This is a genomic window from Nocardioides eburneiflavus (assembly GCF_004785795.1).
GTDB classification, from domain to species: Bacteria; Actinomycetota; Actinomycetes; order Propionibacteriales; family Nocardioidaceae; genus Nocardioides; species Nocardioides eburneiflavus.
The window spans coordinates 4,948,846-4,971,205 of sequence record NZ_SRRO01000001.1; the positions used below are offsets into that span (position 1 = coordinate 4,948,846).

Annotated in this window: 24 protein-coding genes, 1 other RNA gene and 3 pseudogenes; 2 read left to right on the top strand and 26 right to left on the bottom strand. The window is 71.5% G+C overall.

What is annotated here, in order from left to right; all coding sequences use genetic code 11:
* Nucleotides 1–83: 83 nt before the first annotated feature.
* The 18 genes and pseudogenes from ssrA to EXE59_RS24275 form a co-directional block, all read right to left on the bottom strand.
* Nucleotides 84–454, bottom strand: a transfer-messenger RNA (tmRNA) gene (ssrA, locus tag EXE59_RS23325).
* Nucleotides 455–533: 79 nt separating this feature from the next.
* The gene (locus EXE59_RS23330; RefSeq protein ID WP_135841010.1) at nucleotides 534–2,351 is read right to left on the bottom strand and encodes a hemolysin family protein; all 1,818 of its coding nucleotides are present in this window, start codon (nucleotides 2,349–2,351) and stop codon (nucleotides 534–536) included.
* A 23-nt stretch (nucleotides 2,352–2,374) separates the two neighbouring features.
* Entirely contained in the window at nucleotides 2,375–3,292 is a 918-nt protein-coding gene (locus tag EXE59_RS23335) for an ROK family protein (protein ID WP_246056683.1), read from the bottom strand.
* Entirely contained in the window at nucleotides 3,289–4,734 is a 1,446-nt protein-coding gene (locus EXE59_RS23340) for a glycoside hydrolase family 3 protein (RefSeq protein WP_135838785.1), read from the bottom strand. Before EXE59_RS23340 ends, EXE59_RS23335 begins: the two co-directional genes overlap by 4 nt.
* A gap of 8 nt (nucleotides 4,735–4,742) precedes the next feature.
* On the bottom strand, nucleotides 4,743–5,582 hold the full coding sequence (locus EXE59_RS23345) for a carbohydrate ABC transporter permease (RefSeq protein ID WP_135838784.1): 840 nt from the start codon (nucleotides 5,580–5,582) through the stop codon (nucleotides 4,743–4,745).
* Nucleotides 5,582–6,493: a carbohydrate ABC transporter permease gene (locus tag EXE59_RS23350; protein ID WP_135838783.1), complete on the bottom strand. Its 912-nt coding sequence runs from the start codon at nucleotides 6,491–6,493 to the stop codon at nucleotides 5,582–5,584. Before EXE59_RS23350 ends, EXE59_RS23345 begins: the two co-directional genes overlap by 1 nt.
* Nucleotides 6,494–6,587: 94 nt before the next feature.
* Nucleotides 6,588–7,061 carry a type 2 periplasmic-binding domain-containing protein gene (locus tag EXE59_RS24930; protein ID WP_210429114.1) on the bottom strand — a complete coding sequence of 158 codons (474 nt, stop codon included), beginning with the start codon at nucleotides 7,059–7,061 and terminating at the stop codon, nucleotides 6,588–6,590.
* Nucleotides 7,058–7,807 (bottom strand): extracellular solute-binding protein, encoded by a 750-nt coding sequence (locus EXE59_RS24935; protein WP_210429115.1) that lies wholly within the window; start codon nucleotides 7,805–7,807, stop codon nucleotides 7,058–7,060. Before EXE59_RS24935 ends, EXE59_RS24930 begins: the two co-directional genes overlap by 4 nt.
* 121 nt (nucleotides 7,808–7,928) lie before the next feature.
* A complete protein-coding gene (locus tag EXE59_RS23360; RefSeq protein ID WP_135838782.1) occupies nucleotides 7,929–9,062 on the bottom strand; it encodes an ROK family transcriptional regulator in 1,134 nt (377 codons plus the stop codon).
* A 221-nt stretch (nucleotides 9,063–9,283) separates the two neighbouring features.
* The gene (locus EXE59_RS23365) at nucleotides 9,284–10,162 is read right to left on the bottom strand and encodes an amidohydrolase family protein (protein ID WP_135838781.1); all 879 of its coding nucleotides are present in this window, start codon (nucleotides 10,160–10,162) and stop codon (nucleotides 9,284–9,286) included.
* 16 nt (nucleotides 10,163–10,178) lie between these two features.
* Nucleotides 10,179–10,657, bottom strand: a pseudogene (smpB, locus tag EXE59_RS23370) (SsrA-binding protein SmpB).
* Between the two features lie 91 nt (nucleotides 10,658–10,748).
* Entirely contained in the window at nucleotides 10,749–11,078 is a 330-nt protein-coding gene (locus EXE59_RS23375) for a M23 family metallopeptidase (RefSeq protein WP_135841011.1), read from the bottom strand.
* Between the two features lie 397 nt (nucleotides 11,079–11,475).
* Nucleotides 11,476–11,976, bottom strand: a complete 501-nt coding sequence (locus EXE59_RS23380; RefSeq protein ID WP_135841012.1) for a hypothetical protein — start codon at nucleotides 11,974–11,976, stop codon at nucleotides 11,476–11,478.
* Nucleotides 11,977–12,175: 199 nt separating this feature from the next.
* Nucleotides 12,176–12,649, bottom strand: a complete 474-nt coding sequence (locus EXE59_RS24610; protein WP_246057107.1) for an FtsX-like permease family protein — start codon at nucleotides 12,647–12,649, stop codon at nucleotides 12,176–12,178.
* Nucleotides 12,650–12,660: 11 nt separating this feature from the next.
* Nucleotides 12,661–12,966: a cell division protein FtsX gene (locus EXE59_RS24615; protein WP_246057010.1), complete on the bottom strand. Its 306-nt coding sequence runs from the start codon at nucleotides 12,964–12,966 to the stop codon at nucleotides 12,661–12,663.
* Nucleotides 12,967–13,097: 131 nt separating this feature from the next.
* Nucleotides 13,098–13,783: pseudogene (ftsE, locus tag EXE59_RS23390) on the bottom strand (cell division ATP-binding protein FtsE).
* 68 nt (nucleotides 13,784–13,851) lie between these two features.
* Nucleotides 13,852–14,956: pseudogene (prfB, locus tag EXE59_RS23395) on the bottom strand (peptide chain release factor 2).
* Nucleotides 14,957–15,256: 300 nt separating this feature from the next.
* On the bottom strand, nucleotides 15,257–15,529 hold the full coding sequence (locus EXE59_RS24275; RefSeq protein ID WP_210429116.1) for a hypothetical protein: 273 nt from the start codon (nucleotides 15,527–15,529) through the stop codon (nucleotides 15,257–15,259).
* Between the two features lie 857 nt (nucleotides 15,530–16,386).
* Between EXE59_RS24275 and EXE59_RS24625 the strand changes: the two genes are divergently transcribed.
* Nucleotides 16,387–16,662: a hypothetical protein gene (locus tag EXE59_RS24625; RefSeq protein WP_246057011.1), complete on the top strand. Its 276-nt coding sequence runs from the start codon at nucleotides 16,387–16,389 to the stop codon at nucleotides 16,660–16,662.
* Between the two features lie 133 nt (nucleotides 16,663–16,795).
* Here EXE59_RS24625 and EXE59_RS24630 read toward each other — a convergent pair whose 3' ends face one another.
* Genes EXE59_RS24630 through EXE59_RS24640 form a run of 3 tightly spaced genes read right to left on the bottom strand, consistent with a single transcriptional unit; the run spans nucleotide 16,796 to nucleotide 19,150 of the window.
* Nucleotides 16,796–17,638, bottom strand: coding sequence for an alpha-amylase family glycosyl hydrolase (locus tag EXE59_RS24630; protein WP_246057012.1), 843 nt, complete (start codon nucleotides 17,636–17,638; stop codon nucleotides 16,796–16,798).
* A 10-nt stretch (nucleotides 17,639–17,648) separates the two neighbouring features.
* Nucleotides 17,649–18,647: a malto-oligosyltrehalose synthase gene (locus EXE59_RS24635; RefSeq protein WP_246057013.1), complete on the bottom strand. Its 999-nt coding sequence runs from the start codon at nucleotides 18,645–18,647 to the stop codon at nucleotides 17,649–17,651.
* The gene (locus EXE59_RS24640) at nucleotides 18,647–19,150 is read right to left on the bottom strand and encodes a hypothetical protein (protein ID WP_246057014.1); all 504 of its coding nucleotides are present in this window, start codon (nucleotides 19,148–19,150) and stop codon (nucleotides 18,647–18,649) included. The genes EXE59_RS24635 and EXE59_RS24640 overlap by 1 nt, the downstream gene beginning before the upstream one ends.
* Nucleotides 19,151–19,163: 13 nt before the next feature.
* Between EXE59_RS24640 and EXE59_RS24645 the strand changes: the two genes are divergently transcribed.
* Nucleotides 19,164–19,448 carry a hypothetical protein gene (locus tag EXE59_RS24645; RefSeq protein WP_246057015.1) on the top strand — a complete coding sequence of 95 codons (285 nt, stop codon included), beginning with the start codon at nucleotides 19,164–19,166 and terminating at the stop codon, nucleotides 19,446–19,448.
* Between the two features lie 73 nt (nucleotides 19,449–19,521).
* Here EXE59_RS24645 and EXE59_RS24650 read toward each other — a convergent pair whose 3' ends face one another.
* From EXE59_RS24650 to EXE59_RS24670, 5 genes are read right to left on the bottom strand one after another with little or no spacing between them, the layout of a single operon-like run.
* The gene (locus EXE59_RS24650; RefSeq protein WP_246057016.1) at nucleotides 19,522–20,148 is read right to left on the bottom strand and encodes an alpha-amylase family glycosyl hydrolase; all 627 of its coding nucleotides are present in this window, start codon (nucleotides 20,146–20,148) and stop codon (nucleotides 19,522–19,524) included.
* Entirely contained in the window at nucleotides 20,087–20,464 is a 378-nt protein-coding gene (locus tag EXE59_RS24655) for a hypothetical protein (RefSeq protein ID WP_246057017.1), read from the bottom strand. Before EXE59_RS24655 ends, EXE59_RS24650 begins: the two co-directional genes overlap by 62 nt.
* 57 nt (nucleotides 20,465–20,521) lie before the next feature.
* Nucleotides 20,522–21,007, bottom strand: coding sequence for a hypothetical protein (locus EXE59_RS24660; RefSeq protein WP_246057018.1), 486 nt, complete (start codon nucleotides 21,005–21,007; stop codon nucleotides 20,522–20,524).
* Nucleotides 20,983–21,342, bottom strand: coding sequence for an alpha-amylase family glycosyl hydrolase (locus tag EXE59_RS24665; protein ID WP_246057108.1), 360 nt, complete (start codon nucleotides 21,340–21,342; stop codon nucleotides 20,983–20,985). Before EXE59_RS24665 ends, EXE59_RS24660 begins: the two co-directional genes overlap by 25 nt.
* Nucleotides 21,249–22,109: a GlgX family protein gene (locus EXE59_RS24670; RefSeq protein WP_246057019.1), complete on the bottom strand. Its 861-nt coding sequence runs from the start codon at nucleotides 22,107–22,109 to the stop codon at nucleotides 21,249–21,251. Before EXE59_RS24670 ends, EXE59_RS24665 begins: the two co-directional genes overlap by 94 nt.
* Nucleotides 22,110–22,360 lie beyond the last annotated feature (251 nt).

Genomic DNA, 22,360 nt, shown 5'->3' on the forward strand with positions numbered 1-22,360 from the left:
TGGTGAGCGCCGACACCGCCGGGACAGAGCACGAGAGCCGCCCCGACCGGTGTCGGAGCGGCTCTCGCCAAGAGGGCTGTGCGCAGTGGAGCTGCGGGGAATCGAACCCCGGTCCTCGAGCGTCGATCCAGGTCTTCTCCGGGTGCAGTTCGTGCTGTCGCTTTTCTCGGCCTCGGTGCTCCCACGAACAGGTCACCGACAGGCCCAGTCAGGAAAGAGTCCCGGTCACTCCTCCTGACAGGAAGTGACCAGCAAGTCTCCTAGATGAGGCCTGGGTCCGGGACGGAGACGGGTGCCCGGTCAGACCCTTCGATCACTGCTCAGGCAGCGAGAGCGAAGTCGTTGCGATTGGTGTTGGCAACTATGGATTTCCAGCGGTCGTTTACGAGATGACGCTGGCTTCTCGACCCGCTTCCCCTGGAACTAACGTCCCAAGTCGAAACCGATCAGCCCCTCTTGTGTTGTCAAGCGAGCCCGTGATCCAGCAGGACTCGCGGCTCCAGCCTACTGGTCCCAACCGACGCCGGCGAACGCTATTCCTCGTCCGGGGTCGAGCCGGGCTCCGAGCTCGGGGCGCGACGCAGCGGCTCGGCGTGCCACTCGCCGTCGTCGAGTCGCCAGACCTGGCTGTCCGCGCCGGGCTCGAGGCCGCGCGGCAGCGGCGTGCGGTCGTAGTCGAGGCCGGCCGCGGACACCGCCTTGGAGTAGCGCGTCCACGCCGAGCGGTACGCGTGCTCGATCTCGGCCTTCTGCTCGGGCGTCGCGTCGCTCGGGGTGGCCATCAGCTCGGAGGGCGGCTCCGGCTCGGCCGGCCGGACCTCGCCGTCCGGCGTGATGGCGAACACCCGCTCGTTGGTCATCCGATGACCGGCCCGGACGAGCAGGGTCCCGTCGTCGCGCCAGCGGAACCGCACCGACCACCCGTGCCCCATCAGGTGGCCGTCGCGGTGGCCGGCGACCGCGGCGTCGGGGAGGAACAGGCCCCAGGTGGCGAAGTAGTCGGCGAACGCGGCCTGCTGGGCGGTCGGGCCGGACTCGTCGGCCACCTCGTCGGCGGCACTGTCGGCCGCCGCGTCCCCGGCCGGCACGGTCGACTCGTGCAGGCGTACGCGCGTGATGCGGTGGCCGTCGAGACCGACCACCTCGAGGGGGCGGTCCTCGACCATCACCCGGTCACCGAGCTCGGCCATCCGGGCGAGACGGTGCAGGACGTAGCCGGCGACCGTCTCGTAGGGCCCGTCGTCGAGCTCGACACCGGTCCGCTCGCCGAACTCCTCGATCGTCACGCCGGCGTCGACGGTCGTCGGGTCCGCGGAGGCGGCGACCGCGGCGTCGGTGTCGTACTCGTCGTGGATCTCGCCGACCAGCTCCTCCATCAGGTCCTCGAGGGTGACGATGCCGTCGGTGCCGCCGTACTCGTCGACGACGAGCGCGATGTGCGCGCCGAGGCTCCGCAGCTGGTCGATCGAGGGCAGCACCCGGTTGGTGCGCGGGAGGACGGGCAGCTCGCGGGTGATGTCGGCGACCGTCGTCGACCGGTCGTCGGCCCGGCCGAGGACGTCGCGCAGGTGGAGGTAGCCGAGGATCTCGTCGAACGACGCGCCGGTCACCGGGTAGCGGGTGTAGGGCTGCTCGACGATGATGGCGACGGCCTCCGCGAGGGTGAGGTCGCCGCTGAGGAAGACGACGTCGCCGCGGGGCTTCATCACCTCGCTGAGCGACCGGTCGCCGGCCTCGAAGACGTCGTCGACGAGCCTGCGCTCGCCCTCCGGGATGTCCTCGTGGCCCGAGATCATCATGCGCAGCTCCTCCTCGTCGACCTCGTCGTTGGTGGCGTCGGGGTTGCCGCCGAGGAGGCGGACGAGGAGGTCGGTGGACAGCGACAGCAGCCAGATGACCGGCGTCATCACGCGCGCGAACTGCCCCAGCGGCGGGGCGAACAGCTTGGCGACGCCGACCGAGCGCTGGAGCGCGAGCCGCTTGGGCACGAGCTCGCCGAGGACGAGGGAGAGGTACGACACGACGAGGGTCGTCGCGACCAGCGACACGGTCTCCGGGGCCGGGGCGCCGAGGCCCTCGAAGACCGGCGCGAAGGACGGCGCCAGGGTCGAGGCGCCGAACGCGGCGGAGAAGAAGCCCGCCACCGTGACGCCGATCTGCACCGCGGAGAGGAACCGGTTGGGGTCCCGGGCCAGCGACGCGACCGCGTGGCCACGACCGCCCTGGGTCTCGAGCCGGTCGACCTGGCCGGAGCGCAGCGAGACCAGCGCGATCTCGGTCGCCGCGAACACACCGCCCACCAGGATGAACGCGAGGACGAGCAGGACGTCGATCAGGGTGTCGGCTTCCACGGCCACAACCTATCGAGCCGGACCTATCCGGCGGCCACCAGCGCGGCGCCGACCGCGGCGACCGGGTAGTGCTGCGGCACCATGCTGAGCCGGTCGGCGAGCCCGAGCGAGGCGAGGAAGGGCGACCCCTCCCCCATGGTCCGCAGCTGGCGCACGACCTCGACCCGCAGCGGCTCGCCGACCTCGCTCACCCCGCCGCCGAGGACGATGCGCTCGGGGTCGACGGTGAGGCACAGCGCGCGGACCGCGCCGGCCACGCCGCGGCAGAACCGGTCGCGCACCGCGACCGCCCGCGCGTCGCCGCCGGCCGCGGCCGCGAACAGCGCCGCGGCGGGCGGGCCGTCCGGAGTCGGCCAGGCCCGGGCGAGCGCGCGGCCCGACGCGATGGTCTCGAGGCAGCCTGTCTGGCCGCAGCCGCACTCCTCGCCGGCCGGGTCCACGGGCAGGTGCCCGATCTCGCCGGCGGCGCCGTGCTCGCCGCGTCGCAACCGGCCGTCGACCACCAGGCCGGCCGCCAGCCCGGTGCCGACGCTGACGTAAACGACGTCGTCCGCCCCGACCAGCGCGCAGGCGGCGAGGGCGGCCGCGTTGACGTCGTTCTCCAGCACCACCGGCACGCCGAGCGAGTCGGCCAGCAGGTCGCGCAGCGGAAGGTCGTCGCCGTTGACGTCGAGGTTCACCGCGTGGCGCAGCAGCCCGCGCCCGACGTCGACGAGGCCCGGCACACCGACGCCGACCGGGCAGGCCAGTGGTCCGCCGACCTCCTCGCCGAGCGCCTCGAAGACCCGCCTCGCGGTGTCGACGACGCCGTCGGCGCCGGGGCGCGTCGAGGTCCGCACCTGCGCCAGCACCGAGCCGTCGCCGGCGACCACGACGCCGAGCGTCTTGGTGCCGCCGATGTCGAGCCCGACCGTGCACGCACCTGTCAGTGCGGGGCTCACCGCGTCCATCCCGCTCCTCGCAACACCTCGACGACTGCGGCGACCCCCGGGCCGGACGAGCCGCGGGTGCAGATCCTGCCGAGCCCCACGTCGTACGCCGCCGGCCAGCCCCACTCGACGACCACCGCCCGCCTGCCGGAGCCCGCGATCGAGCGGAGAAGCGCGAGCACCTCGGGCCGCCGGCCCGCGTCACGAACCTGCACGACGAGCGCGGCGTCGGGGGGTACGCCGGCGGGCAGCCCACCTGCGTCGGGGTCGACCCTGAGGTCGGCGGGGAGCCCCCAGGCGACCTCACCGACCGCGATGTTGGCCTCGGTCTCCACGCTGAGGACCAGCGCGTCGGAGAGGTCCGGAAGGCCGGCGCCGTCGACGAGCAGGGCGCCCGCGACGGCTCGCGCCTGGCGGGCGGCGTCGGGCTGCTCCGGGGGCTGCAGGGGCTGCGTCGACGGCCGCGGGCGCAGGGTCCGTACGCGCTCCGCTGCCTCGGCCAGCCGCTCCGGTGCGAGTCGACCCGCCTCGACCGCCGCGACGACGGCGTCGCGGACGTCGGTGACGAGGGAGGCGGGCTTGTCCGGGCCGAGGCAGAGCAGGTCGCAGCCGGCCACCAGGGCACGCACGGATGCCTCCGGGATGCCGATCCCCGCCGAGGCGCCGGCCATGTCGAGGGCGTCGCTGACGACGACGCCGTCGAACTCCAGCACGTCGCGCAGCATGCCCAGCACGAGCGGGCTGAGCGTCGCAGGACGGTGCGGGTCCAGCGCCGGGACCACGATGTGCGAGGTCATCACCGCGGCCGTGCCTGCCTCCACCGCGGCGTCGAACGGCACCAGCTCGCGCGACGCGAGGGTGTCGGCGTCGACGTCGACCTGGGGCAGGGCGAGGTGGCTGTCGGTGGCGGTGTCGCCGTGGCCGGGGAAGTGCTTGGCGCACGCCGCGACACCGGTCGACTGCAGGCCACGCGTCCAGGCCGCGACGTGCGCGGCGACCCGCTCGGGGTCGGTGCCGAAGCTGCGAGTGCCGATGACGGGGTTGTCGGGGTCGCTGTTGACGTCGGCGTCGGGCGCGAGGTCGAGGGTGACCCCGACGGCGGCGAGCTCGTGGCCCACCCACCGGCCCACGGCCTCGGTGAGGCCGAGGTCGTCGACGCCGCCCAGCGCGGCGGCCCCGAGCACGGGGCTCGGCTCGCGCGTGTGGAGGCGGCTCACGTCGCCTCCCTCCTCGTCGACGGCGACCACCGCGACCGGGTTGGCGGCGGTGATCGTCGCGCTCAGCGCCGCGACGGCCTCGGGGCCGGCTGCGGTGTTGCCGCCGAAGTAGCAGACACCGCCGAGGCCCTGCTCGAGCAGCTCGCGGTAGTCGTCGGGCAGCGTCGTGCCCGCGAAGCCCGGCAGCAGCACGCGCAGGGCGAGGGTGCGCACGTCGTCGGTCATCGGGTCGGTCATCGGGTCTCTCATCCCTTCACGGCGCCGGCGGTGAGCCCGCTGGCCATCCGGCCCTGGACGAGCAAGAAGAAGACGATCACCGGCACCGCGATGAGGGTCGAGCCGGCCATGATGCCGCCCCAGTCGGTGCCGCGGTTGACGTCGGTGAAGGTGGAGAGCCACAGCGGCAGGGTCCGCTGGTCCTCGCGGGTCATCACGACCAGCGCGAGGGTGAACTCGTTCCACGCCTGGATGAAGCCGAAGACCCCGGTCGCGACCAGGCCGGGGGCCAGCAGCGGGAACGTGACGCGCAGGAACGCCTGGATGCGCGTGCAGCCGTCCATCATCGCGGCCTCCTCGAGCTCGTAGGGGACACCCTCGACGAAGCCGCGCAGGGTCCAGATCGTGAAGGGCAGGACGCCGGCGACGTAGACGATCGTGAGGCCGACGACGGTGTTGAGCAGCTCCATCGTCTCCAGCATCTTGTACTGGGAGATGAACAGCCCCTCCGCCGGGATCATCTGGATCACCAGCAGCGTCACGATGAACGACAGCCGGCCTCGGAACCGGAAGCGCGAGACCGCCACCGCGGCGACGAACGCGAAGGTCAGGGCCACCGCCAGGGTCAGGCCGGTGACCATCAGGCTGACCTTCATCGCGTCGACGAACTGCCCGGACGAGAAGACGGTGCGGAAGTTGTCGAGGTCGCCGCCGAACGGCACCCACGTCGGCACCGGGTTGCGGATCTCGTTGCGGTCGAGGAACGAGCTGTTGACCATCCAGTACACGGGGAACGCCGCGAGCACGAAGGCCACGAGGCCGGTGCCGTCGGCGAGCCACCGCACGGGACGGGTCGGCGTACGGGCCATCAGGCCACCCCCCTCTCCTGCCGGAGCATCGCCCGGACGTACGGCGCGGTCAGGACGACGGTGAGCGCGAGCATGAAGACGGCCACGGCCGCGGACGTGCCGAAGTCGCCGCCGCCGATGCCGAGGCGGTAGATGTAGGTGCCGAGCAGGTTGGTGGCGCGGGCGCTGCCGCCGGCCTCCTGGAGGATGTAGACCTGGGTGAAGACGCGCAGGTCCCAGATGACCTGGAGCAGCCCGACCACCAGCAGGACCGGCCGGATGCTCGGCAGCACGACGTGGCGCAGCCGCTGGGCGCCGCTCGCGCCATCGATCTCGGCGGCCTCGACCATCTCCTCCGACACCTGCGTGAGCGCGGCGTACACGGTGAATGCGACGAACGGCACGCTCATCCACACCACGACCACGGTCGCGACGAGGAAGAACGACAGCGGCCGCAGCAGCCAGCCGTGCCCCTCGAAGTCGCCGCCGAGGGAGGTCAGGACATGATTGACCACACCGTACTGGGTGTCGAAGAGCCACTGCCACACGGTCAGTGACGCGACCACCGGCATCGCCCACGCGAGCAGCAGACCGGTCTGGGTGAGGAGCCGTACGGGCTTCGACATCGCCCGCATGACCAGCGCTAGGCCGATGCCGAGGAGCATCGTCACCGCGGCGTTGACGAGGCAGAAGACGACGGTGCGGGCGGTGACCCTCCAGAGGTACGCGTCGCTCAGCAGGTCGCGGTAGTTGGCGAGCCCGACCCACTCCGGCGGACGGCCGAACTGCTGCGCGAGCCCGAACTCCTGGAAGGACAGGAACAGCTGGCGCACGAGCGGGTAGCCCAGCGCGAGGCACAGCGCGAGCACGGCGGGCGCGACGAGGAGGTAGGGCAGCGTGGCACCCGGTGCGCGAGCGGGACGGCGGCTCATCTCGGCCTCCTCTCGGGTCTCATGATGGCGGGCAGGCAGGGGCGGGGGCAGCGACTGGCGCCGCCCCCGCCTCTGTAGGTCGTGCCGTGCTGCGTCAGCCGTTGAGCTGACCGCTCATCTGCTCGTCGGCCTCGCGCGCCAGCTCGGCGACGTCGCCGCCCTGGGCGATCGCGCTGAACAGGTCCTCGAGCACGCGGGAGCCCTCGACGTTGGCCCACCCGGGCGCGGCGGGGGTGAGCTTGGCGTTGGACGCGGCCTCGATCGTCGCGGCGGCGTACTCGTCGTCGCCGAGCAGCGGGGCGAGCGACTCCTTGGCCGGCGTCAGCCCGGCCCCGGCCAGGATCGTCTGGTAGTCGTCGCTGAGCATCAGCGCGACGGCCTCGCGGGCGAGGTCTTGGTTGGCGGACTTCGCCGCGACCGCGATGTCGGAGCCGCCGAGCAGGACCGGCGCCGGGGCACCGTCGTCGCCCGGCAGGGCGAAGACGCCCATCTCCTTGGCGAAGGTGTCGGGGCAGCCGGTGTCCTCGGCCTCGATCAGGCCCTTGACCCAGCCGGGCGTCGACATCATGCCGACCTCACCCGCGCAGAACGGCGTCCACGGGTCGGCCTCGTTGCCGTCCTTGGGGCACCGGACGCCTCCTCGAAGAGGCGCTGGGCGGTCTCGAGACCGGCGACCGACTCGGGCGAGGCCAGCGCGGGCGTCCACTCGCCGCCGTCCTCGACGGCGAGGTCGCCGCCGGCGGCCCAGATGAACGCGGCGCCGTTGCGCCAGTCCTGGCCGGGGAACCAGAACCCGGAGAAGTTGGCCGGCTTCGGGTTGTCCTGCTTGAGGGTCACCGCCACCTCGACGAACTCGTCGAGGGTGGTGGGCACCTCGAGGCCGGCCTTCTCGAAGACGTCCTTGCGGTAGAAGATGTACTTCGACCCGGCGTAGTAGGGCACGGCGTACGTCGCGCCGTCCACCGTGGCACCGTCGACGAAGCCCGGCAGCAGGTCGTCGCCGCCGAGGTCCTCGAGGTCGCCGGTCAGGTCGGCGAAGGCGCCGGCCGAGGTGAAGGTCGGGGCCTGGGTGTTGCCGATCTCGACCACGTCGGGGGTCTCGGACTCGCTCGAGAGGGACGTGGTCAGCTTCTCGACCAGGCCGTCCCACTCCTGCTGCTCGATGGTGAGCGTGGAGCCCGGGTTCTGGTCCTCGAAGGTCTTCTTCAGCCAGTCACGGGCCTCCTGCGGGGTGTCCGTCCCGTTGAGCCAGACGCGGATGTCGGCGGACTCGGCCCGCCGTCCTCGCTGGAGGTCCCGTCGTCCCCGCCGCACGCGGCGAGCGTCGTCAGCGCGAGCGCGGCGACGGCGACCCCTGTCAATGACGTCTTGATGGACTTCTTGATGCGCACAGCGGTGTTCCTTCCATCGATCTTCCAGTGGGGGTTGCCGGCGTTCACGAGACGCCCAGCTCCCCGGCGAGGACCAGGACGGTCGCTCCCACGACCACGACGTCCTCGCCGAGCTTGGAGGTGCGGACGGCCAGCCCGGTGGAGCTGATCGGCATCGTCCGCTCGCGGATGGTGCGGTCTGCCGCGTCGAGCAGCGGGCCGTCGAGCAGCTCCGCAGGGCCGCTCAGCACGATCTCGTGCAGGTTGAGGGCGGCGACGACCGGCGCCAGCACCTCGCCGAGCCGCGTGCCGACCTCGGCGAGCGCGGCGGGACCGTCCACGCCGGGCGCGGCGAGCCGACGCCTGAGGTGCGGGGCCGACAGCACGGTCTCCAGGCAGCCCGTGCGCGAGCACGCACACAGCTCTCCGTCGGGGTCGACCACGACGTGGCCGATCTCGCCGGCGGCACCCAGATGGCCGTGGAGCAGCGAGCCGCCCAGCACGAGGCCCGCGCCGACACCGGTGCCGACCCGCAGGACCATCAGGCCGCCGTCACCCGACTCGCCGAAGGTGTGCTCGCCGAGCACAGCGGTGTTGGCGTCGTTGGCGACGAAGACCGGCAGGCCGGTGGCCTCGGCGAGCCGGGCGGCCAGCGGGGTGTCGGTCCACGCGAGGTTGGGAGCGTCGATGACCGTGCCGTCGGTGCCCACGACCCCGGGGCTGCCGACGCCGATCCCGAGCACCGGGCGCTCGGTCATCGCGACGAGGTCGGCGGCGAGGCGCAGGACGAGCTCGACCGCGCCCTCCCCCACGGCCCCGTCGACGTGCACCTCGTGGCGGGCCTGGACGATGCCTGCGAGGTTGACCACGGCGCCGGACATCCGGTCGGTCTCGGACAGGTCGAGACCGATCACGTGGTGGGAGTCCGCCGCCAGCCCGACGAGCGTGGGGGGCTTGCCGACCCGGCTCTCGGCGGGGGCTCCGAGCTCGGAGACGAAGCCGTCGGCGAGCATCTCGCCGACCAGGTCCGACACGGTCACCCGGGTCAGCCCGCTCGAACGGGCGAGGTCGGCACGGCTGGCCGGGCCCTCGCGGAACAGCTGCTGGAGCAGCAGCGAGCGGTGGTGGCGGCGGGCGTCCTCCTGGAGGAGCTTGCCACTGGGACGCAGCGGGCGGCCGACGGGTGCGTGCGGGGTCACATTAGTTAGTTCACCGCACTTACTTATCCGCTGTCAAGAGATCCGTGGTCCGGATGTTCACTGGTCCAGTCCGCGGAGCGGTGTTCCAGCCACAACTCCGGTCGACCGGATGTGGCCTGGCCACCGCTCGCCGGCGCGGCGCCGTACGACACAGGGAGCAGCGGTGGCGAACCCACCTTCGTGCGCCATGAACTGTCTGTGGGTCACCGCCCGCCCATGGATCAGCCGAGCAGGGCGGCTGTGTTGCCCCAGCAGACCGCCCGCAGCCACTCCTCCCCCAGCCCGAGCCGTTCGAGGGCCTCGAGCTGCACGGCGTAGGGGTAGGGGATGTTGGGGAAGTCGCTGCCGAGGTGGACCTTGCCGGCCAGCCCGAGGTCGCGCAGCCGTGGCAGCAGCTCGCGCGGGTAGGCCCCGCCCATCTCCTCGAAGAACGGCGTGAACGCCATGGTCGTGTCGAGCCCGACCCGGTCGTACGTCTCGGCCAGCCGGAGGAACTCGACGTACTCCGGCGCGCCGGCGTGTGCGATGACCAGCCGCAGCCGCGGGTGCCGGGAGAGCAGCTCGGCGACGGGCCCGGGGCCGGTGTGCTCGGTCGGGACCGGGCCGCTGCCCGCGTGCAGCACGACGGGGGTTCCGGCATCCGCGACGACGCCCCACGCGTCGTCGAGCAGCGGGTCGGTCACGTCGAACGCGCCGACCTGCACGTGCACCTTCCAGACCTGCACCGTCTCGCTGCGGGAGGCGACGTACGCCGCCGCGCCGGGCTCGGGGAAGAAGGTGCCGCAGACAGCCGCCTCGGGCACCCGCGCGGCGAAGCCGGCGGCCCAGTCGTTGAGGAACTCGGCCATGTCGGGCTTGTGGGCGTAGGGCAGCGCGGTGAAGCGGCGCACGCCGAAGGAGCGCAGCGTCTCGACCAGCACCTCGTCGGAGTCGCGGTAGTGCAGCGGCCAGGGCCGGCCGATCAGCGGGCCGGCCGCGTCGAACTGGTCGCGGACCTTGGCCATCACCCGCGGCGGCAGGAAGTGGGTGTGCACGTCGGCGAGGCCGGGGATCCCGAGGACCTCGGCGAACGCGACGGGGTCGGTCACGGGGTCGGTCACGCGGTCGGTCCCGCGCTCAGTCCCGGTGCCCCTTGAGCCGGCGCTGGACGGCCTCGACCTTCTCCCGGTTGGCCGTGCGCTCGGCGAGCGTGTGGCGCTTGTCGTAGGACTTCTTGCCCTTCGCCAGCGCGATCTCGACCTTGGCGCGGCCGTCCTTGAAGTAGAGCGAGAGCGGCACGATCGTGTAGCCCTTGTCGGTGATCTTGCGCTCGATCTTGTCGATCTCGGAGCGGTTGAGCAGCAGCTTGCGGCGACGGCGGGCGGAGTGGTTGGTCCAGGTGCCCTGGCTGTACTCGGGGATGTGCACGCCGAGCAGCCACGCCTCGCCGTTGTCGATCTCGGCGAAGCCGTCGACGAGGACGCGCGGCCCTGCCGCAACGACTTCACCTCGGTGCCCATCAGGACGAGCCCGGCCTCCCAGGTGTCCTCGATGTGGTAGTCGTGGCGCGCCTTCTTGTTCTGCGCGACCATCTTCTGGCCCTGCTCCTTCGCCATGGAGACATTCTCTCAGGCGAGGTCCAGCGAATAGCGACCGAGGTTTCGAGACGCGAGCCCGCGCCCCTTCGCTCCGCTCGGTCGCGGGCGATCACAGCCAGTTCATCGGGTCGACGGCCTGGCCGTTGGCCATCACGGTGAAGTGCAGGTGGCAGCCGGTGGACCAGCCGGTGCTGCCCTCGAAGCCGATCACCTGGCCCTCGGCGACATGGGCACCCACGCCGACGTTGTAGCCGCTGGCGTGGTTGTAGATCGTCGCGACGCCCTTGCCGCCGAGGACGCCGTGGTCGATGACGAGGCGCTGGCCGTAGACCCCGCTGTAGTAGGAGGACACGACCCGGCCGGGCGCGGCGGCGCGCAGCGGCGTGCCGCAGCCGCCGCCGAAGTCGACGCCGTCGTGCAGGCCCCAGTACTTGTAGATCGGGTGCGTGCGGTAGCCGAACGGCGAGGTGACGTAGCCGTCGACGGGTACGCGAGCAGGCCAGGCGTCGGCGCACCGGCCTGCGCCCGTGCCTGGGCACGCTGCCTGCGCAGTGCGGCGAGGGCCCGCTTGCGGAGCATCTCCTCGATCCTCTGCTGCTCCTTCTCGAGCTTGCGGAGCTTGGCGAGGTCCTTGGCGCGCGCCTCGCTGGCGCCCACACGGGCGTCACGTCGCTCGATGACGAGGGATACGACGGAATCCTTGGCCTCCTGCTGCTCGGCCTCGAGGGCCTGCATCAGCACGAGGTGCTCGGCGGCGGCCTCGCGCTGGGCGGCGACCTCGTCGCGAGCCTCGGTGACCTGGTCCTCCCGGACCTGGAGCAGCACCTCGGAGGCCTTCAGCTCGTCGTACTCGCGCGCCTCCTGCCCGACGACCACGTCCGTACGCCGTCGCGGCGGGTCAGCTCCTCGGTGTCCTCGGCCCCGAGGAGCGAGGCGAAGGCGATCAGCTCGGGGTCGCCCTCGGAGTACATGTCGGCCACGGTGCGCGCGACCTTCTCGCGCTGGGCGTCGCGGTCGACCTGACCCTGCGCGAGGGCGGCCTCCGCCTCGGCGAGCTCCTGCTCGGCGGCGGCGAGCTCGGCCTGCATCTGGGCGTCGCGCTCCTGCGCGACCTCGACCTTGCCGCGCGCGGTGGCGAGCCGGGTCTTGGCGACGCCGAGCTGCTGCTGGGCCGCGTCGAGGCGAGCGGTGGCCCTGCGGAGCTGGGCACTGGACTCGTCGAGGTCCCGGTGGGCGCCCTTGAGCTCGCGCTCGACCTTGTTCTTCTTGTCCTTGAGGTCGTCGGCGTGGGCCGCGGACATGCCCAGGGCCAGGATCGCGACGAGTGCCGCGGCCACGTGGCGGTGGGCAGCACGGGGCAGAGGACTACGGGGCAGCGTGGTACGGGGAAGGGACGCACCGGGGAAGCCTTTGCGTTGGGGAAGCGGGGAAGGAGCGCCTCCCCGCCACGCTGGCCAGGAGGAGACGCGACGACGCTAACCCGCCGCGATCACACTTTGAGGTATTTGCGCGTCAACACGAGTGTCGGCAGCAGGGTCAGCACCGGGCCGAGGACCCCGATGGCCAGGGCGGCCACCCAGAACTCGTCCCACGCGATCCACGGCACGAAGCGCAGGTTCTGCGCCAGGTCGCCGATCGCGAAGTGGAGGAAGGCGCCAGCGCTCCCCCCGCCAGCGCCACGCTGACGAGGGCCGTGACGAGTGCCTCGAGGAGGAACGGCAGCGCGATGTAGAGCGTGGAGGCGCCGACGAGCCGCATGATGCCGATCTCCTTGCGGCGTGCGAAGGCCGCGAGCCGGATCGTGTTGGCGACCAGCAGGAGGGCGGCCAGGACGAGGAGCCCGGCGGTGCCGAGGGCGTACGTGCGCATCTTGGTGATCGTGGTGAGGATCGGTCCTACCTGCTCGCGCAGGTCCCGGACGCGCGAGACTCCGTCGAGACCCTGGACAGCGCTGGTGATGCCCTCGTACTGCTCCGGGTCCTCGAGGGTGATCCAGATGGTCTGCGGCATGTCCTCGGCGGTCAGCGCGGGTTGTCGCCGGAGAACAGCTCCTCGCCGTAGAGCTCCTTGGCCTTCTCCAGGGCCACCTCGCCGGACTCGAAGCGGTGGCTCGCGACCTCGGGGTTGTCCTCGACGACCGCCTCGATCTCGGCCTTCTGCGCCTCGGTCACCGGGTTGGGGCACACCGGGTTGGAGTCGTTGAGCCGGCAGAGGTAGACGGTGATCTGGAGCTGGTTGCCGAAGTGGTCGGCCGCCCGCGTCGCCTGCTGCTGGAACAGCAGTCCGATGCCGACGAGCGTCAGCGAGACGACGAGGGTGAGGATCACCGCCAGGTGCATCGTCAGGTTGCGTCGCAGGCCCTGGCCGAGCTCGAGTAGACGTAGCGCAGCTGCATGGAGGAGGGGTCTCGATTCGTTCGGGGGTGCGGATCGGGTCGGTTCCGGCGTCAGGTCCGGGGTCAGGTCTGGTGGCCGTAGACGCCTGTGCCTGGTCGCGCACGACGTGGCCGTTCTCGAGCTCGATGACGCGCTTGCGCATCTGGTCGACGATGCCGGAGTCGTGCGTGGCCATCACCACGGTCGTGCCGGTGCGGTTGATGCGGTCGAGGAGCTTCATGATCCCGACCGACGTGGTCGGGTCGAGGTTGCCGGTGGGCTCGTCGGCGATGAGGATCATCGGCCGGTTGACGAACGCGCGCGCCACCGCGACGCGCTGCTGCTCGCCGCCGGAGAGCTCGTCGGGCATCCGGTCGCCCTTGCCGCTGAGCCCGACCAGCTCGAGCGTCTCGGGGACGAGGTCCTTGATCTCCTTGCGCGACTTGCCGATCACCTGGAGGGCGAAGGCGACGTTCTCGGTGACGGTCTTGTTGGGCAGCAGCCGGAAGTCCTGGAAGACGGTGCCGATGTCCCGGCGCAGCCGCGGCACCTTCCAGCCGGCGAGCCGGTTGATCTCCTTGCCGGCGACGTAGACGCGCCCCGAGGTGGGGCGGTACTCGCGGAGCACGAGCGCAGGAAGGTGGACTTGCCCGAGCCGAGGAGCCCACGAGGAAGACGAACTCCCCCTTCTCCACGTCGACCGAGATGTTGTCGAGCGCCGGGTGGGGGTGCCCGGATAGCTCTTGGTCACCTTCTCGAAGCGAATCACGGCGTCGAGGTTACGTGAGGGTGGCCGCGACCCGGGAATCGCGGCCGCGGCCCGCTCCCGGCCGCGGATCAGGCGTCGACCTTCTCGGCCCCTCGGCGCCAGCGGATGCCGGCCTCCATGAAGTCGTCGAGGTCGCCGTCGAACACGGCGCTGGGGTTGCCGGACTCGTGGCGGTCCGCAGGTCCTTGACGATCTGGTAGGGGTTGAGACGTAGTTGCGCATCTGGTCGCCCCAGCTGGCCGCGACGTCGCCCTTGAGGTCCTTCTTGAGCGCGGCTTCCTCTTCCTTCTTCTTCGCCAGGAGCTGGCCTTGAGGACCACCATCGCGACGCCTTGTTCTGCAGCTGCGACTTCTCGTTCTGGCAGGACACCACGATGCCGGTCGGGATGTGCGTGAGGCGGACCGCCGAGTCGGTCGTGTTGACGACTGGCCGCCCGGGCCGCCGGAGCGGAAGACGTCGGTGCGGATGTCGTTCTCGTCGACCTCGATCTCGTCGGTCTGCTCCAGGACCGGCACGACCTCGACCGCGGCGAAGGAGGTCTGGCGGGCCCTGGTTGTCGAAGGGGCTGATCCGCACCAGGCGGTGGTGCCGGCCTCGACGGAGAGGGTGCCGTAGGCGTAGGGGGCGTGGATGGCGAACTCGGCGGACTTGATGCCCGCTCCTCGGCGTAGGACACGTCGTAGACCTCGACGCCGTACTTGTGCTGCTCGGCCCAGCGCGTGTACATCCGCATCAGCATCTCGGCGAAGTCGGCCGCGTCGACGCCACCGGCGCCCGAGCGGATCGTCACGATGGCCTCGCGCTCGTCGTACTCCCCCGACAGCAGGGTGCGGATCTCCAGGGACTCCACGGACTTCTTGATGCGGGCGAGCTCGGCCTCGGAGTCGGCGAGCGTGTCGGCGTCGCCCTCGCCTGCGCCATCTCGACCATCAGGCCGAGGTCCTCGATGCGGGACTCGAGACTCGTGTAGCGGTCCATCTCGCCCTGGAGCGCGGAGAGCCGGCCGGTGATCCGGGTGGCACCCTCGACGTCGTCCCACAGGTCCGGCGCGGCGACCTGCTCGCCGAGGTCGGCGATCTCGTCGCGCATCTTGTCGAGGTCGGGACCTGACCGATGGTCTTCATGGTCGCCTGGAGCTGCCTTGATCTCTGGTCGAAGTCGATGCCTGCCACAAGGAGCAACAGTACGGCTCGCCCGGGAAACGTGTCGAAAGGAGCGCCCCGGACTGACAGCGGCGGACACTCCCGGGCCTGTGAATCCCGGTCGTGCCCGCCGCTGCCGGACTGGGTGCGCGTCAGCGCGTGCAGAGCACCTCCGGCGTGGCCACCGCGCGTACGCCGCCGGAGTCGCGTGGTCGAGATGTCGATCTTGAGGCGGAAGACGTCGGAGACGTCGAGGGGCCCGTCGTCCACGATCTGCCGACCGCCAGCGGTGTGGTGGTGCGCACGGCACCGTCTGCGCTGACGAAGATCTCACCCGACGAACGGTGGCAGCCTGGTCGTGAGGGCGTACCTCGCACGCAGCTCCACGCACTTGCGGCCCAGCGTGTACTCGACGGAGGCGGGGACACCCGGCTCGATGTTCACGAGGCTACGGGTGGCAAGGCCGGCGCCGATGTAGACGCTGGTGGTCGAGATGTTCTCGCTGGGGCCCACCGCCGCGTGGCGAGCTCTGCCAGCGGTAGACTCCACCTCGAGGGTCTTGCTCCAGCCCTTCTTGATGCCGTGGCTGCCCGGCTTGAGCACGCGGTACTCGCGCGACCAGGCGTCGTCGGCTGTCCTCGAGGATGTACTGCCGTTGCGCTTGATCTTCGCGGTGCCGGTGCGCCTCCACTCGGTTCTCGCCGACGCGCTGCTGGAGGACGACCTTCTGGCCGGCGGCCCTGGGCGTGACCGGCGCGGACCTTGACGGTGTCCTCCCGGGCGACGGCGACCTCGAGGTTGGCCCTGGCGGTGACCCTTGTAGGCCGCGCGGGTGCGGCCTGCACGGCCGGTGAGGGCAGCGAGCCGGCCGTCAGTGCGACGGTCGCGGCGAGTGCGGTGATGCGGTTTATGTTCGTCCCCGTCCGGTGGGGCCTGGGCTCGGCCCGTTCGGAGGGGAGACGTGGGCAGTCAGGGAAAAGTTGTGGCGGGTCCCAGGAGCGCGCCCGCGTGCGGTGGCAACGACGCGACGCCGTCCCGTACGCCGACTCCCGCGGGGTCTCGAACAGCACCTCGCGGCCCCCGACCTGCACCTCCGCGGGTTGGTGGCCGGTGTTGACCACGACCAGCAGGTCCCCGCGACGCATCGTGAAGACCCGGCCCTCGACGGTGCAGGAGACCGACCCGAACGCCGGGTCGGTGAGCTGCGGCAGCTCCCGGCGCAACCGGCCGAGCCGGCGGTAGCAGTCGAGCACGACCGCGTGGCGCCCGCGAGAGCGCTCGTCCCAGTCGAGGCGGGAGCGGTGGAAGGTCTCGGGGTCCTGCGGGTCGAGGACCTCGTCGGGGTCCCACCCCATCTTCTCGAACTCCGCGATCCGGCCCTCGGCCGTCGCCCTCCCGAGCTCGGGCTCGGGGTGGGAGGTGAAGAACGCGAACGGCGTCGACGCCGCCCACTCCTCCCCATGAACAGCATCGGCGTGAACGGACCGGCCAGGGTGAGCAGCGCGGCGCAGGCGAGCTGGTCGTCGTCGAGGTGCTCGGCGAGCCGGTCGCCGCGGGCACGGTTGCCGACCTGGTCGTGGTTCTGGTTGGCGACGACGAGCCGCCACGTCGGCATGTGTGCGGTGTCGACGGGCGCGCCGTGGTCGCGCTCGCGGAAGGACGAGAAGGTCCCGTCGTGGAAGAAGCCCTTCTCGCACACCTTGGCCAGCGCCTCGAGCGGCTCGAAGTCCGCGTAGTAGCCGGTCGTCTCGCCGCTCAGCGCGACGTGGACGGCGTGGTGGAAGTCGTCGCTCCACTGGGCGTCGAGACCGTACCCACCCGCCTCGCGCGGGCGTACGAGAGTCGTGTCGTTGAGGTCGGACTCGGCGATCAGGGTGAGCGGGCGACGCAGGTGCGCGGACAGCGCGGCGGTCTCGATCGCCATCTCCTCGAGGAGGTGGACCTCGGAGGTGTCGCTGAGCGCGTGGACGGCGTCGAGGCGCAGGGCGTCGACGTGGAAGTCCTCGAACCACATCCGCACGTTGTCGAGGATGAGGCGGCGCACCTCGGCGGAGCCGTCGCCGTCGAGGTTGACCAGGTCGCCCCAGGTGTTGCGGCCGTCCTTGAGGTAGGGCCCGAAGAGCGGCAGGTAGTTGCCCGACGGGCCGAGGTGGTTGTGCACCACGTCCTGCACGACCCCGAGGCCCGCGCGTGGCAGGCGTCGACGAAGCTGCGGTAGGCGTCCGGGCCGCCGTACGCCTCGGTGACGGCGAACCAGCCGACGCCGTCGTAGCCCCAGTTGTGGGTGCCGTTGAACGCGTTGACCGGCATCAGCTCGACGAGGTCGACGCCGAGGTCGAGCAGGTGGTCGAGCCGCTCGATCGCCGAGTCGAGCGTGCCGTCGGGGGTGAAGGTCCCGACGTGCAGCTCGTAGATCACCGATCCGGCGAGCTGGCGTCCGGTCCACGACGCGTCGCCCCACTCGTACGCCGTGGTGTCGCGCCGCGACAGCCCGTGCACGCCGTCGGGCTGGCGCCGCGAGCGCGGGTCGGGGCGCGGGTCCGGGTCGTCGTCGAGGAGGTAGCCGTAGTCGACGGCCGCGTCCGAGGACGGCACGGGCTCGCTGGGCGTCCACCAGCCGTCGTCGGCGCGGGTCATCTCGAGCGTCTCGCCGGCGAGGACGAGCCGCACCCGGTCCGGTCGCGGCGCCCACACGTCGTACGGTCCGCGCATCAGTCGGTCCTCACCAGGAGTGCGACGGGGTGGGTGGCGAGCAGGTCGGCCAGCCTCCCGTCCGTGTCCGTGCCGGTGAGCACGTCGTGCCAGCGACCCTCGGGCAGGTCCAGGACGGTGTCGCCCCAGCCGCCGGCCGCGGCGAGCCGACGGGCAGGCGGGTGGCGACGGTGATCGCGCCCCCGCGGTCGAAGGCGACCACGTGGCCCGCGGCCGACCCGGTGGCCGTCACGGGCGCGTAGCCGGTGAACAGCCCGGGCCGCTCGCGGCGCAGGGTGAGGGCCGTGCAGGTGACGTGCAGCTTGGACGCCGCGTCGTCCTCTGCGGTGCCGGCCAGCACGGCGGCGCGGTGGTCGAAGTCGACAGGGCGGCGGTTGTCGGGGTCGACCAGCGAGGTCTCCCAGAGCTCGCTGCCCTGGTAGACGTCCGGCACGCCCGGCATGGTGATCGCCAGGAGCTTGGCGGCCAGCGAGTTGGCCTGGGCTGGCTGGTCGATGCGGGTGGCCAGGTCGGTCAGCACCCGCTGCACGTCCGCGGAGTCGAAGACCGCGTCGACCGCGGCGTGCACCTGCGCCTCGTACGCCTCGTCGGGCTCGGTCCACGTCGTGCGGTCGCCCGCCTCGCGCATCGCCTTCTCGGCGTAGCCGTGCAGGCGGTCGCGCAGGTCGGGGAGGTGGTCCGGGGTCCACGCGCCGAGGACGGCCTGCCACAGCAGCGAGCCGAAGCCCGCGTCGGGCACGGGCGCGAGCCGCAGCAGCTCGTCGAGCGCCCGCTCCCAGCGGCCGGGCTCCTCGGCGAGGACGGTGATCCGGGCGCGGACGTCCTCGCCGCGCTTGTCGTGGGTCGACAGCGTCACCATCGCGTCGGGCCAGTCCCGCTGCCGGGCGGCCATCGCGTCGTGGAAGCCGTCGACGTCGAGCGCGAAGGCCGACGGGTCCCCGCCGACCTCGTTGAGCGAGGTGAGCCGCGACCAGCGGTAGAACGAGCAGTCCTCGACGCCCTTGGCCATCACATGCCCGACGTCTGCTGGAAGCGGCGCGCCGGCTGGCTCCACTCGTCGTGCAGCAGCGGCTCGAGCACGGCGTACGTGTCGGCGAGGTCCGGACGCTGCTCGCGCGCCCGGGCGAAGGCCCGGTCGAGGTGGTCGCGGCCCTCGGGGAGGTAGGAGCGGTAGACGGGGAAGCAGGCCAGGAGCTCGGCGACCGCGTCGGCGACGGCCTTCTCGTCGGCGCTCTCGTCCCTGGCGTGCAGGACGCGCTCGACCTCGCGGGTGATCCGCATGACCTCGGAGTGCAGGATTCCGTCGGCGACGGCGCGCTTGTTGTCGTGGACCATCTGCGCCCAGTCCACCGTCGTGCCGCGCAGCCGGTCCTCGAGCGCGGTCAGGGGCGCCTCCCCGGCCGGATCGGTGAGGACCCGGTCGTTGGGCGAGGCGTCGTAGCCCGTCGTGCCGGCGGTCGCCCAGTCGGCCGGCAGCTCCTCGCCGGGCTCGAGGATCTTCTCGACGAGCACGTAGGCGCCACCGGTGAGGGCGGCCGAGGTCGTCGAGGGTAGCGCTTGGGGTCGCGCAGTCCGTCGGGTGGTCGACGCGCAGGCCGTCGACGAGTCCCTCGTCGAACCACCGCTTGATCTCGACGTGCGTCTCGGCGAAGACCTCGGGGTCCTCGACCCGTACGGCGGCGAGCGTGTTGACGGCGAAGAACCGGCGGTAGTTGAGGTCGTCGTCGGCCGCGCGCCAGCTGACCAGCTCGTAGTGCTGCTCCTCCCAGCTCGAGGTGCCGGGAGCCATCGGAAGCGCTGGTCGTGGTAGCGGACCTCGCCCTCCCCCGTGCCGGACGCGACGACCCGGATCGCGTCCTCGTCGTCGTCGCCGACCACCGGGATCAGGGATGCGGCCGTCGCCGGCGGCCCAGTCGACGTCGAAGGCGGTCGCGTGCTCGGACTCGCGCCCGAGCTTGAGGACGTCCCACCACCAGGGTCCTCGGACGGGTGGCGACGCCGACGTGGTTGGGGACGATGTCGACGAGCACGCCCATGCCGAGGCGACGCGCCTCGGCGGACAGGGCGGCGAGGCCCTCCTCGCCGCCGCGCTCCTCGTCGAGGTGGTCGAACGCGACCACGTCGTAGCCGTGCGTGCTGCCCGGCTCGGAGGCGAGCAGCGGCGAGAGGTAGACCCAGTCGACGCCGAGGTCGTGCAGGTAGGGCAGCACCCGGGCCGCGGCGTACAGGTCGAAGTCGGGGCTGACCTGGAGGCGGTAGGTGCTGCGGGGTGCTCGGCGGTGCTGGCGCGGTGCTTCACGAGGCGTCCGTACCCGAGCGGGCCGCGAGTGATGCCGCGACCGAGTGGTCCGGCTCGCCTCGGGCTCGGAGTGCTCGCGGAGCACGACGAGGCTGTGGGTGCCGAGCGCGAACGTGCCGCCCGCCTCCAGCGTCTCCCCGGCGTCGGCGTCACCGCCGGTGTCGATCACGACGTCCCACGCGGCGGCGTACTCCTCCGTCGGCAGCGTCACCTGCGCGTCGCCGTCGGCGTTGAAGTAGAGCAGGAGTGGTCGTCGGTGATGGTGCCGCCGCGGGCGTCCTTGCCGGCGATGCCGTGGCCGTTGAGGTACATCCCGATGGCCTTGCCGCCCCTCCCCAGTCGCCGTCCTCCATCGGCTCGCCGTCGAGGTCGAGCCACACGATGTCGTTGAGGCGCTCGCCGTCGCCCGTACGCACGGTGGTGCCGGTGAAGAACCGCTTGCGACGGAAGGTCGGGTGCTCCGCGCGCAGCCGGGCCACCGCGGCGGTGAACTCGATGAGCGGCTTGTCGGCGTCGTCCCAGTGCACCCAGCTGATCTCGCTGTCCTGGGCGTAGGTGTTGTTGTTCGCCGTCCTGCGTGCGGCTCAGCTCGTCGCCGTGCAGCAGCATCCGGCACGCCCTGGCTGAGCAGCAGCGTCGCGATGAATTGCGCTGCTCACGGCCCGCGCCCCGAGGATCTCGGGGTCCTCGGTCGGGCCCTCGACGCCGTGGTTCCAGGAGCGGTTGTGGCTCTCGCCGTCGTTGTTGTCCTCGCCGTTGGCCTCGTTGTGCTTCTCGTTGTAGGAGACGAGGTCGCGCAGCGTGAAGCCGTCGTGGGCGTGACGAAGTTGATGCTGGCGGAAGGGCCGGCGACCGGAGTGCTCGTAGAGGTCGGAGGATCCGGACAGCCGCGAGGCGAACTCGCCCAGCGAGGGCTCGCCGCGCCAGAAGTCGCGCACGGTGTCGCGGTAGGCGCCGTTCCACTCGGTCCACTGCGGCGGGAAGCCGCCGACCTGGTAGCCGCCGGGGCCGATGTCCCACGGCTCGGCGATCAGCTTCACCTGGCTCACCACCGGGTCCTGCTGCACCATCTCGAAGAAGGTGGAGAGCTTGTCGACGTCGTAGAACTCGCGGCCAGGGTGGCGGCGAGGTCGAACCGGAATCCGTCGACGTGCATCTCGGTCACCCAGTAGCGCAGCGAGTCCATGATCAGCTGGACGGAGTGCGGGTGGCGCACGTTGAGGGTGTTGCCGGTGCCGGTGTAGTCCATGTAGTAGCGCTGGTCGTCCTCGACGAGTCGGTAGTAGGCCGCGTTGTCGATGCCCTTGAAGCTCAGCGTCGGGCCGAGGTGGTTGCCCTCGGCGGTGTGGTTGTAGACCACGTCGAGGATGACCTCGATGCCGGCGGCGTGCATCGCCTTGACCATCGCCTTGAACTCCTGGACCTGCTGACCCTGGGTGCTCGAGGCGTAGTCGGCGTGCGGGGCGAGGAAGGCCAGGGTGTTGTAGCCCCAGTAGTTGCGCAGCCCTGGTCGAGCAGGGTCGAGTCCTGGACGAACTGGTCACCGGCATCAGCTCGATGGCGGTGACGCCGAGCTTCTTGAGGTGGGCGGTGATCGCCGGGTGCGCCAGCCCGGCGTACGTCCCGCGCTGCTCCTCGGGGACGTCGGGGTGGAGCTGGGTGAGCCCCTTGACGTGCGCCTCGTAGATGAAGGACTCGTTGTAGGGGATGGCAGGACGCCCGGTCGCCCTCCCAGTCGAAGAACGGGTTGATGACGACCCCATGGGTCATGTGCGCCGCGGAGTCGTCCTCGTTCTTGCTGTCCTCGTCGCCGAAGTTGTAGGAGAACAGCGACTGGTCCCAGTCGATCTCGCCGGCGTGGCCTTCGCGTAGGGGTCGAGCAGCAGCTTGCTCGGGTTGCAGCGCAGGCCCTTCGTCGGGTCCCACGGCCGTGGACGCGGTAGCCGTAGACGCTGGCCGGGCTGCACGGTGGGGAGGTAGCAGTGCCACACGTAGGCGTCGACCTCGGTGACGTCGACCCTCGTCTCCACGAAGGCGCCCGGGGTCGGGGTCGGGGTCGAAGAGGCACAGCTCGACGCGCTCGGCCACCTCGCTGAACAGCGCGAAGTTGGTGCCGGTGCCGTCGAACGTGGCACCCAGGGGGTAGGCCGCGCCGGGCCAGGTCTCGGTCATGCCACGACGCTACCGGCGACCGGTCGGTAGACCCCATGGCTCATCTCATGGGGTGGGGGCCGGTGGCGACCGTCACGGACGCAGGGATCGGCGGCACCGGTCCAGATCGGTCACGCAGGAGTCACGCAGCGCTTCCCATGCTGGGTGCCCGACAACGAAGGAGGAGTCGCCATGCCGACGCCAAGAAGAAGGTCAAGCCCGAGCTCACCTCGAGGTCCTCGGCGGCCGACGTCACCGTCGTCCAGGACTAC